Origin of the sequence: Termitidicoccus mucosus (genome assembly GCF_038725785.1) — a bacterium.
In the GTDB taxonomy this organism is placed as follows: domain Bacteria; phylum Verrucomicrobiota; class Verrucomicrobiia; order Opitutales; family Opitutaceae; genus Termitidicoccus; species Termitidicoccus mucosus.
Genome location: NZ_CP109796.1, coordinates 6,764,409 through 6,780,527, shown reverse-complemented (window position 1 = coordinate 6,780,527; position 16,119 = coordinate 6,764,409). Strand labels below are relative to the sequence as shown.

Annotated in this window: 12 protein-coding genes; 2 read left to right on the top strand and 10 right to left on the bottom strand. The window is 61.5% G+C overall.

Translation table 11 applies throughout. The features are described 5' to 3' along the window. Positions 1–253 precede the first annotated feature (253 nt). The 7 genes from OH491_RS23990 to OH491_RS23960 all read right to left on the bottom strand — a co-directional run bounded on the left by OH491_RS23990 (position 254) and on the right by OH491_RS23960 (position 10,349). Positions 254–1,498 (bottom strand): hypothetical protein, encoded by a 1,245-nt coding sequence (locus OH491_RS23990; RefSeq protein ID WP_145928538.1) that lies wholly within the window; start codon positions 1,496–1,498, stop codon positions 254–256. Positions 1,499–1,544: 46 nt separating this feature from the next. Continuing rightward, positions 1,545–2,804 (bottom strand): type II secretion system F family protein, encoded by a 1,260-nt coding sequence (locus OH491_RS23985; RefSeq protein WP_068768700.1) that lies wholly within the window; start codon positions 2,802–2,804, stop codon positions 1,545–1,547. A 61-nt stretch (positions 2,805–2,865) separates the two neighbouring features. Next, on the bottom strand, positions 2,866–4,425 hold the full coding sequence (locus OH491_RS23980) for a GspE/PulE family protein (RefSeq protein ID WP_342750735.1): 1,560 nt from the start codon (positions 4,423–4,425) through the stop codon (positions 2,866–2,868). Positions 4,426–5,031: 606 nt separating this feature from the next. Beyond that, the gene (locus OH491_RS23975) at positions 5,032–7,395 is read right to left on the bottom strand and encodes a type II secretion system protein GspD (protein WP_145928540.1); all 2,364 of its coding nucleotides are present in this window, start codon (positions 7,393–7,395) and stop codon (positions 5,032–5,034) included. Positions 7,396–7,613: 218 nt separating this feature from the next. Beyond that, the gene (locus tag OH491_RS23970; RefSeq protein WP_145928541.1) at positions 7,614–8,168 is read right to left on the bottom strand and encodes a hypothetical protein; all 555 of its coding nucleotides are present in this window, start codon (positions 8,166–8,168) and stop codon (positions 7,614–7,616) included. 158 nt (positions 8,169–8,326) lie between these two features. Then, a complete protein-coding gene (locus tag OH491_RS23965; protein WP_068768705.1) occupies positions 8,327–8,911 on the bottom strand; it encodes a hypothetical protein in 585 nt (194 codons plus the stop codon). A 19-nt stretch (positions 8,912–8,930) separates the two neighbouring features. Further along, positions 8,931–10,349 carry a hypothetical protein gene (locus OH491_RS23960; RefSeq protein ID WP_145928542.1) on the bottom strand — a complete coding sequence of 473 codons (1,419 nt, stop codon included), beginning with the start codon at positions 10,347–10,349 and terminating at the stop codon, positions 8,931–8,933. A 15-nt stretch (positions 10,350–10,364) separates the two neighbouring features. Between OH491_RS23960 and OH491_RS23955 the strand changes: the two genes are divergently transcribed. Together OH491_RS23955 and OH491_RS23950 are read left to right on the top strand one after the other, a co-directional pair. Further along, positions 10,365–10,703, top strand: a complete 339-nt coding sequence (locus OH491_RS23955) for a hypothetical protein (protein ID WP_145928543.1) — start codon at positions 10,365–10,367, stop codon at positions 10,701–10,703. A 134-nt stretch (positions 10,704–10,837) separates the two neighbouring features. Next, entirely contained in the window at positions 10,838–11,290 is a 453-nt protein-coding gene (locus OH491_RS23950; RefSeq protein WP_068768707.1) for a hypothetical protein, read from the top strand. A gap of 416 nt (positions 11,291–11,706) precedes the next feature. On the opposite strand, the gene OH491_RS23945 is transcribed toward OH491_RS23950, so the two are convergent. The 3 genes from OH491_RS23945 to OH491_RS23935 all read right to left on the bottom strand — a co-directional run bounded on the left by OH491_RS23945 (position 11,707) and on the right by OH491_RS23935 (position 16,118). Then, positions 11,707–13,365: a hypothetical protein gene (locus OH491_RS23945; protein ID WP_145928544.1), complete on the bottom strand. Its 1,659-nt coding sequence runs from the start codon at positions 13,363–13,365 to the stop codon at positions 11,707–11,709. 18 nt (positions 13,366–13,383) lie between these two features. Next, complete coding sequence (locus OH491_RS23940) at positions 13,384–15,057, bottom strand: hypothetical protein (RefSeq protein ID WP_145928545.1); 1,674 nt, start codon at positions 15,055–15,057, stop codon at positions 13,384–13,386. Between the two features lie 110 nt (positions 15,058–15,167). Then, a complete protein-coding gene (locus OH491_RS23935; RefSeq protein ID WP_068768710.1) occupies positions 15,168–16,118 on the bottom strand; it encodes a hypothetical protein in 951 nt (316 codons plus the stop codon). Position 16,119 lies beyond the last annotated feature (1 nt).

Sequence of the window (16,119 nt, the reverse complement as noted above, 5' to 3'; positions counted from 1 at the left end):
TACTAGCAGCTGCGATCCGAGTGGTGGATGAGGCTGGGTTCGGGTTTTCGGTGACGCAGGGCCATGAGTGGCACGGCGAGGGGAACCGCAGTTTCGAGGGTCGAACCCATGGCCCAGCCGATGAGGGGTAAGCATCACCCCTGAGACTCCACCTCGTACATATAATTTCGCGACAACAGAAATATCCTCAAAAAATCACGCTGCCCAAACGTGATGCTCGTCCGCCATCGGCACTCCACCGAATCCCAAACTCTCACACGCCGTTGCCCAAACCCGCGACCGTACCCGCGATGGATAACTCAACCCCGTGTTTCGGCCCGTGCAACGACACGCCGGAACCGGCGATTTCCCGCTCGTAACCGAGCGCCAGGGAATCCCGGGACGGAGCCAATGCCAGGCCATGGGTCAAAGACAAACGCTCCTGGGCGAAAAACGGCCACAACCGGCCCGTAACGGCCTGATAAAACACCCCGCCGACGCCCGCCAGACTTCCCATTTGTTCCAACAGGGATTCCTTTTGCAAAAAAAACAATTCCGAGGCAAAGGCCCGGGCAAAACTTTTTAGATAAACCCGCGGCACCCCGGCGTCCCGGTGCTGATCGGATTTCAAAAACCCGCCCAGAAATCCGTGCCGGGCCACAACCCGCGCGCACCCCCGCGCCAGCATCCGGGAAACCTGCCGGCGGATTTCCGCCTGCGTGGACACGCCCAATTCCGAATGCAACCGGGCCAGCCAGTCCGTCTCGCCGGGCTGGACAAGCTGGCAGCCAAGGCCGCGCAGCACATAATTGCACACACCCAAATCGGCCATGAAGCCGAAAGCATCACGCTCCACCATGGCGCGAATACTGGAAAACCGCCGCGCGGCAGGCCGCCCGGATGCGCCCCGGCGCGCCAATTGGCCGCGAACCACATCCTCCCATAAAGACATCGGCGCGCGCCCGAGACCGGACGCCAGCGCCGCGGGTTCCAAGACCATCGGCGCGTCCATGTCCTGAACCCGCAGGCACATTTCGCCGACGCACAAAGCCCACCCGTCGGCAGATAAATCCGCCCGCAAGGACGACTCCTCCAAACGCATCCACAGGATGCGGTCCACAGAGGGAAGCTCCCGCACCATCAATCGCCCGAGTGCCAGACGCGAGCCATCCGCCTCCTCCGGCAGCAACAAATCCTCCAGCCCTCCCCGCAACCACGACAAAGCCGCGACATCCCGCAACCGAGGATGCCCGGAAAACCAGGCATGCACCGCCGCCTCCCCTACCCCTGCGCCCGGCAGCGCACAGGCCAGAATGGCATCCGTTTCCGCAAAGGAGGGCCAGAACTCAAAACTGGCCGGCAGGCTCCCCCCGGCCCCCAGAGCCATGGACACGCGATGCAACGCCCCGAGCCACGGCACCGTTTCCAGCAAGGAGGAAAATTCCGCCTCCGCGTCGCAGAATATCCGCGAGTCCACCCCGACGGGCAGCGCACCCGACGACTTGAGCCCGTCCAGCAACCCCGGAGTATAATCCGCCAGATTATAAAACATAATCCTCAAATCCTCACAAAGAGATTTGCGAAACCAGGCTCTGCATCATGACAAAATACGGCATCAGCAGCACGTAGCCGGCAAAAAGCACGCCCGGCGCCAGGGACACCAGAAGCACGCCGCTCAAAAGCGGCGGTATCATTTCCAAAAAAAGCTTCAGGTCGGACTCCATGTATTGAGCCTGTTGTTTTAATACAAACGGCAGCGAGGCGGTGTCCTCGCCCACCTTGACATACATGGCCAGCCGCATGCCGTCCCTCGGAATGTCATCCTGCGCCCGGAAAAATGCCGCGGGCAGCGGCACGCCTCGGGCCGCATCCCCGCCGATCCGCAAAAAATACCGCCGGTACTCCCAATGCCCGGCCACATTCGCGAGGATTTCGAAGGTGCGCTGCACCGCCGCGCCCGATTCATACAACATCGCGTAGACCTTGAGCACCCGGCTCAATATCATATTGCGAAACACCGGGCCGCTGCCGGGCAGCCGCAAAACCAGCCACTGCGCCGGACGCGATTTGATCACCAAGGGGACACAGGCAAAAAAGCCGGCGGCCGCCCCGACGACCAAAACCGCCAGGGCGGGATAATCCCGCAGCTTCCCGCACGCATCCATCAAAAACTGGCTGGCTCGCGGCATCTCCACATTATAATTTTTCAAAGTCCCGGCCATTTTCGGCAATAAAAACATGCCGCCGGCCACCAGGCCCAAAACCAGCGCGCAAAAAATCCCGGCCGGGTACACGCTGGCCGCAATCACCTTGCCCGTCACGGAGGATTTGCGCTCAAACAATTCCATCAAGGAGACAAAGCCCTCGCGCAACCGGGCGCCGCCGCCGGCCTCTCCGGAAGAAACCACCGAGCACGCCACGGTGTCGAACACGTCCGGAAACAGCCGCATCGCCTCCAGCAAGGTCGAGCCCCCCGCCAGACGGAAAGCCATCGCGCCCAGAACGCCGCGAATATAAGGGGAGGACGACTGGCGCGCAAACACCGCCAGCGCGCCGCGCACCGGCGCGCCCACCTTCAAAAACCGGGAAATCTCCCCGAACAACAAGGAAAGCTGTTTTGCGGGAAACCGCTTGCGCGCCAGCGTGGCGCGCACCGCGCGCTCCGCCGCGCCCAGCGGCCTGGGCATCACCAGTTCGCCCTCCTGCGCCCCCACCCCGAGCAGCGCCGCCTCCCGGCCCATGGGCGCGAACACCTCCACCGGGCGGGACTTCCGGCCCGACCGCAATTCAAAGACATAATAATCCCATTGTAATTTCGACTTCATGATTCCGTGTCTTTCATTCCCTCATTATGGTTTTTTAGAAGAATTCCCGGAGGCGCGCGGCTCATGCGGCAAACATCCAGTTCCGGTCATACAACCGCGAATGCTCCAGCGACACCACCCCCGCGGCCGCCTGCCGCAACGAATCCTGAAACATCGTCCGGCAGCCTTTTTGCCTAAAATACGCCTCCAAATCCGGCGACGGAACCTTTTGCATGACCAGGCGCGATACCTCGTCGTTGACCGGAAACAATTCCATAATCAAAGAGAGCCCCGCATAACCCGTATGCCCGCAATGCTCGCAACCCCGGGGCTCGTATAATACATCGCCCAAAAAATCCGCGCAGCCGGCCCGCCCAAACACATCGCGATGGACGTCCGTCACCTTCACGGGCCGGCGGCACCGCGGGCAAAGCCGGTTCACCAGTCGCTGGCCGGAAATCCCCAGCAGCACCGAGCCGAGCAAAAAAGGCTCCACTCCCATGCCCGTCAGGCGCTCCACCGCAGCGCAGGCGGAATTCGTATGCAATGTCGTGAACACCAAATGCCCGGTTTGCGCGCCCTGCACCGCGATGCCGGCCGTCTCCGCGTCGCGAATCTCGCCGGCCAGCAGCACGTCCGGGTCCTGCCGCAACGCGGCGCGCAGCAGCTTCGCCCACGTCACGCCATGCTTTTCGTTCACCGCCGCCTGGTTGACCCCCGACATCGAAATCTCAATCGGATCCTCCACCGTCTGAATATTGATGTCCGGCCGGTTGATTTCCTTGAGCAACGAATACAAGGTCGAAGTCTTGCCCGAATTGGTCGGCCCGGTGAACACCAGCATGCCCTGCGGCATGCGCGACATGCGCCGGAGCATTTTCAGCACCGAGTCCTCGAATCCCATCGACTCCAGCGGCCGGATTTCCTTGCTGAGCAAACGTAATTCCAGCTTTGGAAAAGGATACTCCCCGGACCCCATCATCATGGTGGCCGCGCGCACATCGTAAACCGTTTGATCCAGCCGGAACGAAAACCGCCCATCGCCCGGCACCCACGCGTCGCCCGAACACCCGGGCCCGGCCCAGTCCCGGCCCAGCGCCACCACCCCGGTCATCAGGGGCAGCGGCGCCCGGGCCAGCACGCGCATGTTCCCGTCCACGCGCATGCGCACCCGCCCCATGCCGGGAATCCCCTCAAAATGAAGGTCCGCCGCCTTGTGCAACCAGCCTTGGTACAGGCACCAGTCCAAAAACAACTTCGGCTCCATGTCCAGCCGCCCGGGATTGACCTGGCGCAACCGCTCGGAATTCAGCACGGTCGCCACCACCATGTCATCCACGCCGGCCGCATGGGCCTCCTGGGAGGCCGACCGTTTGCGCGTGCCGCCCGCCGCCTCCAAAACCTGGTCTCCGCACGCCCGCACGCAGCGCAACTGCCGGCGCGACGCCGTGCCCGTCAAGGCCAGCAACTGATCCTGAAATAAAAAGTCCCCGGGCTCCGGCATGGCGATGTAATACGCATCATCGGTGCGATAAAAACACACCGCGCGATACCCGGACGCCAGTTGGGGCGGCACCACCTCCGCCAAATCGGAGGACACGCGCGCCTCCGTGACATCCATCAACGGCCCGCCCGCGAACACATGACGCCACGCCGTCTCCCAGCCGGGCGGCCAGCCCGCGCCGCCCCGCAAATTTTGCAGCAACAGCGCGTCGGCGGCACTCCGCCAGACCGATCGCGCCAGATAATCCCGCGCCTCCTCTTCGCGCCCAAACACGGGCCGCGCGCCGGCCGGCGGCTGCGAGGGCGCCTGCAAATCGGGGGACACGCCGGACGCCATCGCCCGGCGCAAGGCAGCCAGCGTGGCATCATAATAAGGGCGCCTCACCAGGCACCGGCCCGAAATCCATCCCGGCAGCACCGCATCCGCTTCCAAGGGCTTGCACGCGTCCCAATGCCCCAGCACCGGCAAGGGGCCGGCCTGGCCAACCGGTATCCACGGGGAACATTCCAGTGACTCCGGTCCCAAACCACGGGTCTCCGCCCAGGCGCGCCACAATGAAACCGCCTGAAACGACGGCTCGGAGGCGCGCGGAACACACGGCCACAAACCGCGGCCCCACGCATCCGACAAAAACGAGGCGTCCCAATCGGATTCCCCTGCGCCCGGTTCCCCGGCCGCTCCATGTTCGGGCTGGCTCATGCTGGCAGTCCCCAAAAACATCACCGGATCAGAACCGGGGCCGCGTCACAACCGCGAGGCGACCGCTTGCGCGCGACGCCGCCAGTCCAGCAATTGCGACCGCCAGCCCCCGTCCTCCACGGGACGCCCTTCGCCCGCCTGGGCCAGCGCGATCCGGTCGTAATCCTCCAAAATCAGCGCCAGATCGGAAACCAGCGCATTCACATCGGCCGCGTCCGCCCGGGTCAAATTGCCATCGTGCAACGACTGCTCAATATTGGTCATGAAAGAATACAATCCGGAAACCCGGGCCTTCAAATCCTCCAAGGTTTCCGCGCCGCCGTAATACCCCTGCCAGTCCCCGAGAAACACGCCGCGGCGGGATTGATCGACCCCCTGCTGGTAATCGTCCTGCACCGTCGCGGTCACGAACACCAGCATGTGAGTCTGGGGCTTGCGCACCGACTTGCTGCGAAACAGCCGGCCCAGCAGGGGAATGTCCCCCAGAACCGGCACCTTGCTGTTTTCGGTGTTCCGGCCCAGTTCATCCAGCCCGCCGATGGCGATGCTCGCCCCCGAGGCCAACGTCACCGGCGCCTGATAACTGCGCACACCCGGAATCGGGTAACGCGACGTGTTGATCATTTCATAGCCGTTGATTTTCGATAATTCGAAGGACAAATCCAGATGAATATCCTTTTTTCCAATAATCCGGGGTTTGACATTCAGGGTCAGGCCCACGTCCCGGTACTCGACATTTTGCGAAACCGTTCCGTTGCCCGTGGACGAAGACACCGATGCGGAGCCGGCCAGAATCGGCACCTGGCTGGTGTTCTTCAAGATCATCTCCTGATTCTCGCTCACCAGCATATAATAATAACTGATATTCGAGCCCTGCGCGTCTTCCTTCAAGGCCGACAGAACCAGATTCAAATCCGCGGCCTGCAACAGCCCGACCAGGGGAAATCCCCCCGGTATCGGAATCCCCACGCCGCTTTGCCCATAACCGGGAACATTCGTGCCGGGCACATAAAGGGAAGAGCCCCCCGTGGCGGAAGACCCGTTCAGCGAGCCCTGCGGAGATGTCTGGGCCGACGACATCGCATTGCGGCCGGCAAATCCGACCCCCACCTGTTGGGGCCACTTGATGCCATAGGACAACGAGGGCGACTTGGTCGTTTCGACAAACTTGACCTCCACAATAATATTCCGGGACGGACGGTCCATCGCGCGCAAATACCCGCGCACCCATTCATGCTGCTGGCGCGTGGCCGCGACAAACAGCGTGCCCAGCGCATCCGAATACAACACCCGCGACTTGGGCCCCTCCTGTTTGCCCGTCCGCCCGACCAGCGGCACCCCCAGACGACCCAGCTCGCGGTCCAATTCCCGGTCATCGGCCGCATAATCCGTATCCCCCGGAACCACCAGGCCCCGCTCGGTCAAATCCAATAAACTGGACAGCTCCTGCTGCAATTTCGAACCGTCGGACTGAAACTGCCGCGACGTGGCCGGCACCAGTACCGAGCCGGAGCGCGGGCCGCCGGACGCACCCGCCGCCGCGACATCCCCGCCGGAACCGCCGGGCGCCCCGGAGCCATACGCGTATTTGAGCCGATACGTCCGCGCAATCAATCCCTCCTTCTCCATCGAGCGCAAAACCCAGATGCCGTTCGGATGCTGCGCGGTCACGCCGACGGGCGCCACCACGCAGCCCTGTTCAAAAGCAAGCAATTCAAGCAGCCGGAACGGATTTTCCCTCGCCCGCGCCGTCATCAGGCCGGATGACAAAACCGGCGCCGGCGCATCGGGGCCGCCGCCCGGCTTGCCGGACGACTCTGTATATAAAAACGATATGCCCGCCTTCCGGGCCAAAAATACAAAAGCATCCTGCATCGACATGGATGCCAGAATAAAATCCTCCGCCGGCAGCATCCGCAACCGGCGTTTCAATTCCTCCGCCGAAACCGGCGCGCCACCAGAATCATCCGATGCGGAAATCGCCGGCTCAGACGATGAACGCGAGGGCGCGACCGCCGCCGCCAGACCAAACGCATCGCCCGCCAGTCCGCCCCCTCCCGGCGCGCCACCTGAAAACCCGGAGTCCGGCGCGGGCAAACCGGACGGGGCGCCCAGCACGCGCACCTCCGAAACCGGGGACGCGTCTCCCCGCGTGTCCCGGCCGGAAAACTGCCACTGGCCGCGCGCATCGCGCTCAGCCGTCAACAAACCGTTCCGGTCAATCTCAAAAACCCGGCCCTCGACCGACAAAATCAATTTTGCCCCCGGGCCATAATACCGGAATTCCAAACGCCCGGCGGCGTTCTCCCCATAATCCACATGCCCCTTGTCCACCTTCACCCGCCGGCTCCCCAAGGGAATTTCCACCTGGCTGCCCGCCGTCAGATAAACCGCCCGGTCGCCGAACAATTCAAAATAACCGTCCGCCCCGGGGGCTGTTGGACGCGCAGCCCGGAACACCACATCCGCCAGCGGCGCGGGCAGCACCACCTCCACGGATTCCCGGGCCGGGCCCGAAACCGGGGCTGCGGCCCGCGACGGAACGCCGCCGGCCAGAAATCCCGCGCATAGGGTCATTGCCGCCAGCCAATTCGATGCATTTTTCATGATGATAAATTTCATAAAACTCACTCCTCCCGGACGACAGGCGCTGACGGCGGCAACGCCACGGGAAACAACTCCGCCAGCCCCTCCGGCCACTCCCGGATGATTTCCTCGCCCGCGACATCAAACACCAGACCATCGCGGGTAATCCGCTTCAACAGCACCTTTGGACGCTCCGGCCTTTCCGGCCCGGCCTCCTCCGACGGCATGGACAGCCTTTTTTCCACGGATTTACCCGCGACCCCGGACGATTTGGACTGTCCCCCACCCTTCGCGGCATTTTTTGGGAAAACGATATAATCTCCTTCTCCGAAAACCTCGCCCTTCCAATAAATCAAAGGCCGCGTCCCAAAAACCACCGCCGACACGGACGATAAATCAAGCATGGACAGCGCCTCCCGGCGCGCAACCTCGAACGGGTTCTCCCGCGGTTGCGCCAACGCGGACACACGCCCCGGCACAACTTGGGCCACCGGGGGCTTGGACGCGGACGCAGGCTTGACCCACTGGCTGAAAGGCAATTCCGACTCGACAAGAGCTGGCGTTCTCAACCCCAGCAACCCGGAAGGATTCTCCATGCCAAAAACCTCGGCAGCCGGGGACTTGCCGGACGCGACATTCGCCGACGGCTCGCCCGCCGACGCCCGGGCTGCGGATAACACGCCCACAGGCGCCTTTTGGCCGAAGCAAAATCCCATTGCAGCCGCCAGCAACGCGGCTCCTTTAAAAACACGGTTCATAACTCCTCCTTTGCCGTCAGGGCGGCATCCGGCGTCAATTTAACCTCAGGAATATGCAGCGTAACCACCGCCACCACCCGCTTCGCGGACATCTTGAAAACCACAGACTCCACCCGCCACAACAGGGCCTCCGCCTCCACCCGGCCCAGCCACCGACTGGTCTGCCCATAGGAACCCGTGCATTGAATGGCATACGACCGGGCCCGCAGCTTGTGCCGGCCAAACATATAAGCAGGCAGCTCCGTGCTCCGCTGCACCTCGCAATACAAGCTGACCGGAGAGCCTTCCGACACCTCGCGGGCCAGCTCCAGCAAACGATCCGACACCACGTTGCCGACCGGAAACTGGGCGTGATCCGCCCAGACTTTCATAAACTTGGAGGAACGCCCGTAAGCCTTCCACGACGCGGCATGCGCCGCGTAATCCTTTTGATACTTCGCCACGCCGGTCTCGTATTCCGCCTGCAATTCCGCATCCTGGGCGCGCAACGCCGACACCCGGGACGACAGCAGCAGCCCAAACAAAGCCTCCGCGACCAGAATGAAACCTAGCATCACAAATCCAAATCCGTAGGTTTTCATAAATAAATTATCCGCGCGTTTATTTTTCCAAAACCGCCGGAGCCGCCGCGGGCATCGGAGCTAAAACACCCTTCGTGCCTTCCGGCACGGCCCAATCCGGATACCCGAAAATACAGGAAATCCTCAATCCTCCGGGCACGAACTTCTGGTCCGTCACGAACTCCTGATACCCCAGCCCCACCAAGCCGCGCACGGACTCCTGATACTGCGCGCTCAACTGCTCCGGGGGGCCGTACAGGGAAAATTCCACTTTATACTGGCGGGCTTTCAGCCGTGAAACCGACAGCTCCGTCATCACCAGGCCCGGCCGCGCCTTGGCGTCAAACGTCGAAGCCAAATCCTGCAAAAACCATTGCATGGGGGAATTTTCCCCGACCCAGGCGTCCAGCAAGCCCGACACCACCCCGGCCGCCTGCACCCGGCGCGCGGCCGTGTCCAGCACCCCGCGCACCTGGGCGGCACGAGCAATCCGGGACGCCAGTTCCGCCTGGGCCGACGCCACGGAAGAAAACGTTCGCGTCGTCAACACCAGCAAGGCGAACAGCAATAGAAATCCGGCCGCGAACCCGAGCACCGCCAGGCGGTATTTGCCCGGCAAATATTCCCGCGCCGCGGAAAACTCCGGGCGCGCGTCATACGCCAGCCCGCGATCAAAGGCCAGCGCCTCGAAATCCAATACCGAAATCCGCGCCGGAGAAACGGCATCCTGCAATCCATCAACCCGCGTCACGTCGCGCATCGAGGTTTTGGAAAAATCCTCCACTTCAAAACCGGGGAATTCCGTTTTGATAAAACCCGCCAAATCCCGCATGCCGGTGTTCATCAGGCCAAGCCACCCGGACTTGACGGGCAGTCGGGACAGCAGGGCGCCCGCAAAATCGAGGACATCCTCCTCCGAACGGCCCTGGACGGGGGTCACCCAATCCTCGTTTTCCGGCGCCAGCAGATAAACATAATCATCCGAGGCCAGCAACACGGGGCCCCGGGTCACAAAATCCTTCGAGCGCGACGCCAGCAAATCCAGCACGCCCGCCACCGCGGGCTCCACCCGCACACACACCAGCCCGGCGGCGGCCACCACCGCATCCGCCGCGCGCACCGCCTGCTTCGACAGGGTGAAGGACATGCAGGAACCCAGCACCGGATGCCGCACAAATGTATAAACCCGGTCCGGCTCGGTCAAAAAACCCAGCAGCCGCCCGGGATTGTCCCGCAATAAAAACAACGCCTCCTCCCCTCCGGCCTCCGGCGGAACCTTCAGGGTGGGGCGGGTCAGCAAACCTTCCGTCAAAATCACCGCCGCATGGCGCAGCTTGTGGCTTTGGGCAAAATCCGCCAGCACCCGCGCCTGCGACTCCACCCCGGACACCGCCGCATACTCCGGCTCCCCCACCGCCACCCGGCCGGCCTTGGAAACCTCAATCACCGCCAGTTTCAAAAAACGCGCGGACTCATGGCCCAACAAGCCGCTCACACCGGCCACCCGCCGGCCTTTCAAACGCGCGGCAAACGGCACCGCCACATCCGCCACGTCGGGACGAAACGCCTGGCCGGTCAGAAGAGGAAGGAAATTCAGACTCATGCGACCTCTTCTGATCTTTTTTTCCCAATCCCGAAATTTCCCCTCCCTGCGGGGAAACCAAAACCTCCAAACGAAAATAATTTCACCCGGGGCAAAAAAATACGGAAAAACTCCTCCCATGAAGGCCAAACTTTGCTCTTCCTGCCGCCCGGATGCTTTTCTTTACGGGGGACAATCCAACCTGCCGCGACCAAAGGATTGCCTCCTTAACCATCCCGCGGGAGCCGCCTGCGCCGGGGCAGGCGCTTCTTTCAATATGTGATCATGTATAATTCCACATGACAGAATGAATTTGTTTGTTTAGTGCTTGCATATTGGAAAATGCCATATCTTTTAGATTCTGTATGGCCATTGAAGTAATCAAACAACTGGAAGTAGCCAAGGCCAAGGTGGCCGAGCTCGAAAGCTCTCTTGAAAAAGAGATCAAGCAGAAGCTTTCGAGCCTCCACTCGGAATTTGGCTTCTCGGATCTCGAGTCCTTCATCAAGGCTCTCAAATATGCCGCTGACGCCCCGCGCCCCGGCCGCAAGCCCGGTCGCCCGGCCAAGGCAGCGAAGGTTGCCAAGGTCGAGAAGGCCGCCGCCGCTCCCGCCGCCCCCAAGGCTGAAAAAGCTCCCAAGGCTGCCGGCAAGAAGCGTGGCAAGCGCGCGCGCATCACGCCCGAGCTCAAGGCCCAGGTGAAAGCCGCGGTCGAGGCCGGCAAGACCGGCGCTGCGATCGCCAAGGAGCTGGGCATCTCGCTTCCGAGCGTCCAGAACGTCAAGAAGGAACTCGGTCTGGTTAAAGCCCGCGGTTGATTATAACCAACCCCGACTGAAAAACATCCACCAAGGCCCCCGGAACTCCGGGGGCCTTTTGTTTGTTGCTCATTTCCCTGCAAACCGGCCGCTCCTTCTGCGTTTGCAACGATTCACAGCAGGAATCATTGGACGCCGGCGTGCCGGCATCACGCTACAACGGCTTGGATGCCCCGTTGGCCCTGTTTAAATACGTCAGTCCTGACGTCAGGAGCGCGGCTCCCGGGGCGCGTGGCTGTATTACCCATCCGGAAGGACGCTAACAAAGTAGAACCAAGGTCTGAGTGTATTAACCTGGAAACGTATTCACTTAGGTCAAACCCGTATTCCCTCGCCTTTACTACCGCTGCTTTATGCAGCGCGTCTTCGATCGATAGGCAGGTTTATCCGAATGCGATTTTTCAGAACGGAATCCGCTAAAAATCCTGCAACCCCGTAAATCCGCCGGATGCAGTCGAATTATAAACCGACCCGCAAGGACCGCCGTCAAAGGCATGCGAAGACACCGCGGCGTTAAAAACCCCCGAATACGCATCCACCCCGGACTCCGGGCCGGCGGGATGCACCGCCAGCGCCACGCCCAGATTCACACCCGAGATCGCCTCGTAATCATCGACGCCAATCACAATATCCTTGTAAGGATTATGCTGGTCCAAAACCGGATGGGGAACCGGCGGCTTTTCCGGCACCAATGGAACCCGCAGATGGTAGCCATACGTCGAATGCGCCACAAAAACCGCCCCCTGGGGGGTATGTGCATTGGGGGTTCCCCACGCTTCCATGACAAGATCCACATACCGCCCCCCTCCCTCAATCTCATGCGCCGCGGCGCGCCGGGCCGCATAAACCAAGGCTTCCTCCTCCGTTTCCCGCCCCTCGCCATACAAATAACGGTAAATGATGCCATTCACACCTCCCAGATTATAAGGCCAGGGTCCGGCCAGATCAACCGAATCCTCAAGCATTAAAACACCATTCAATGCGAGATGCAAATCCCATTCGCCGATATAATCCCCCCACCAAGAGCAAGCCTCCCAATATGCATAAACAGAATCATCCATCCCATGCCAGTCCGGCGGAAACTCAACAACCGGAGTGTGTCGGGTAAAAGAAGCGCCGGTGGCCTGAATATAACCCCATTCCTGCAAATCGAATAAAAATCCCGGGGCCAGCGACGCCTCCGCCGAGACATGCTCCACCCCTTGGTCATCCGTATAAACGGCGCGGGCCTTGAACCATCGGGGAATCTGATAATAACCCCGGTCATAAAACAGATAATGCTCAAAAAACACGGCGATCCCGGCATGCCTCGAAACATCCAAGGCCGGGGAAAAATATTGCAAATCATAATCATAGACGCTCGCCAGGGAGCTCTGGCAATAATCGTTATTCCAATAATCGCCCGTGGATGAATCGTAAACATCCATCCATGACCACATCTGAATATCCCCAGGGGTTGTATAGCCGCCATGCCGGGCGGTCACATCCGTGGACACCTGGTACCGGGTGCCAGCCGGATTCGACAAAGGAAACGCCATCTGCACGGTAAAATATTCATTGGCCATGGACAGGGGGGCCGTCCGGCTGGAATCATGCGCCAGCAAAAACGGCGGCTGCAACACCAAGGGGGGCCCGTCCGGCGGTTCCGGCGGCTGATAGGGATTTTTATTCAGGGCGGCGGACAAAAGCAGCCCGCTGGACATGCCCCGCCCGGACTCGCCCGTGTCCAGCGACAATCCGAACACCCCGATGCGCCCGGCATCCGCACCGGAGCCAAGCGAAACCAGGGAGATGCCGGCCGAAGATGGGCGCGTGGCATAAGACCCGGGCAGCAACGGCTGCCGCGCAGGATCAAGGCTGTAACTCACCGCGTCCTGCTGCGACGAAACATAGGCCTGCTGGCGCCCGGACAAATGGGCCTCGCGCCCGGCAGACAGGCCGGACGCCATCTGATAAATAAGACCGCCGCCAATCATCCCCAGTATCACGACCGCCGCCAGAACCGCGACCAGCGCGACACCCCGGATATTGCGCGACCCAAATTCAAATTTCCCGCCCATAAGCCATCCTTCCATTGATTATTGTTGAAAAAATTAATGCCTCAAAAACCGGGCCGACGCCAAGACCCCGACCGGCGAAAGCGCGGCCAGATCATATTTCAGGCTTTCGTCCGCCCGCACCGTGAACGCCGGCATGGGGTTTTCAAAATACCAGGCCAGCGAGCCGTAAAGCAGAGCCTCGGAGCCGCCCACCGCCGTGGAATCGGGGCCCAAAAACACGCCGCCGCGAAACCCGTAAACCCCGTCGGTTTCCACCGTGACCTCGCACCCCTGGGCCGCCACCAGCACCGGACGGGCATTCGGGCCGGTCAACCTGACTTCAAAATTTTCCGGCCGTCTCCAGGCATTGTGAAACACAAACAGCAGCGGCGCCAGGGCGGCCTCGCCTGCCGCCTCCGCGGGGCATCCTTCCAACTCAACCCCGGCCACATCGAAAGCGCCGGACAAATGATAATAAAACACGCGGGAAAAATCATCCCCGGGCCAATCCCGCAGCACCTCGGCCAGTTTGATTTTCAAAACCCGCCGCGATGGCGGGCCTGGCGTCACGGAATAGGACATGCCCTCGGGCAGCGAAGCCGATGCCCAGGCATCATCCGCGGCCGGGGGCAGGGAAAAATCAAACGCCTGCCAGCTGCCACCGGAAAACACCCGGAAACCCTCCGCGTCCACCCCCGGCGCAAACTGCCGCGCAATCGAATCCAGCCAGACGGAGGAATTGCGCAAGGCGCCCGCCGGAAAATATTCCGGAGGTTTTGCGGCAAACATAAATTCAAACGCATCCCAACCCAGCGAAACCGCCTCCCGGTAGCGATACGGCAGCAAATTTTCAAGGCCCGGAACCGCCGGCCCGGAGCCGCCGTCCTCCCCTTCACCTCCGGAATCTCCATCGCCACCCGGGGAAGCGGAAACCAGCAAATCGGCAAACAAGGTCGGATCCCGCGAAGCGTCCCGCATGGTCGTGACCAGCCGCTGGTCCACCCCGGGCACCGCCTCGGACACTGAAAAACCCGCCTGCGGCCGCGAAGTGCCCGACGAAGAAAACCCATAGGCGATTTGGGTAAAATTTGTAAGGGGCACCCCGAAAAGGCGCAACCGGCCGGAAAATCTGGATTGCTCCAGGGAGGGACGATGAGCCACCTGCCGTAAAATATCCTCCGATGGCTCCCACTCCGGATTGGTATATTCATAAAAAGGCCCGGTCAGCAAATATTGCGAAACCGCATAACCCAACCCATTCAACCGGCCGGAACCCGCATACTGCGAAGGTGACTGCAAGGAGCCATCCGTCACCGCGCCGGCCATGTTCGCGGCGTAATAGGGAAACCCCTGCGGAAACACCCGGAAGGGCGAACCCGTCCGGACACAATGGTCGAAACCACCGCCCATCGAAAACCAGAAATTCGAAAACCCGGGCTGCAAGTCATTGGTCGTGGTTTCGGGCACGCCATACGTCACATTGCCGAACTGATGGTTCGGAACATACCGGGCCCAAGCCATCTGGGAAACCGCGCGGCCCGGGGAATCCCCGTCATCCCCCAGGCCCAAAAGCGCATCCTCCGGCGCAAGGCACAATGATAAAGCCGATTCCTTCAACCCCTGCGACAGCACCCGGCGCTCCATCACCTGGCGATGCGCATCATCCAGCCCCTCGAACATGCGCATGTGCGACAACGCATTTTGCGTCACGATATAGGCCAGGGACATCAGGGCGGACAAAAAAAGCAGCACCCACACAAAAACATACCCCCGGCGGGAATTACGAGAATGCATGGACAAAAAAACACAGGATGAATTCATAAAAATTTCCGTCTGGGTTAATTCAAAGGATCGAGCAGGAATACAAAACGGGACACTCCCGCCGAAACGCGGGACGCATGGTAACCCGGATCGGGAAACACCACTCTGCAGGGCCCTTCCTCAAACCGCTGCCACCAGGGATCGAACCGGTGCCAATTATGGCTGGCGCCCATGAACAAACCTCCCGGAGTCCCTTCTGTATAGCACCGATAAAAACTATGCAGGGCCAGGCCTTCCCCGGTAAATTCCCCGTCCACCATGGGCTCGCGCCAGTGGTTCACGGCATGCAACACAAACCCGCCGTCCGCCTGCGCGGCGCATTCCGTCGCGCCGATCAAATCCCCCGCGCCGCGAAAAAACAAAACCGTAAAGCCGCCGGCATTGGAAAAATCCGAAACGCCCCGGGACTCCAGCCAGACCCGCACCCCGTGGGACGTGGCCAGAAACCGGGGGTTGTCAAAATTCCACTCGTAACCCGCCACCTCCGCAAAGAGCCCGAGCCCCGGGCCCGGTTGCGGCGAACCATCCGAATGCCGCGGCTCCGGCACGCCGTTGGCGCCGGACTGCACATTGCCCGTCCCGCCCAGCACCACCACGAGATCCGCATGCTCCAGCAATTGCAAAAAATCCGAAAACAAAACCGCCGCGCCCCGGACCGCGTGCGCCGCGGGAATGCGCTCATACCTGTTCCACCGGGACGCCACCTCCTCCCGGGTCAGTCCACTCCCCGGAGCCAGGGGTGTGCCGTCCGGCGGAGGCGCGGGAAAGGCAGCCGTGCGCTCCGGCGCGCGGCCCGCCTCGAAAACGGCGGAAAACAACGCCATGAATCCCAGCATGAACACCGACGAAAGCACCACGGCGAGCAGCACCTCGACCAGCGCATAACCGCCGCGAACGCGCCGCGCGGGACGCCGGTTACCGCCGCGCGGCCCGCCCCAAAACAGTCGGGATAAAAAAAACCGGGCCATG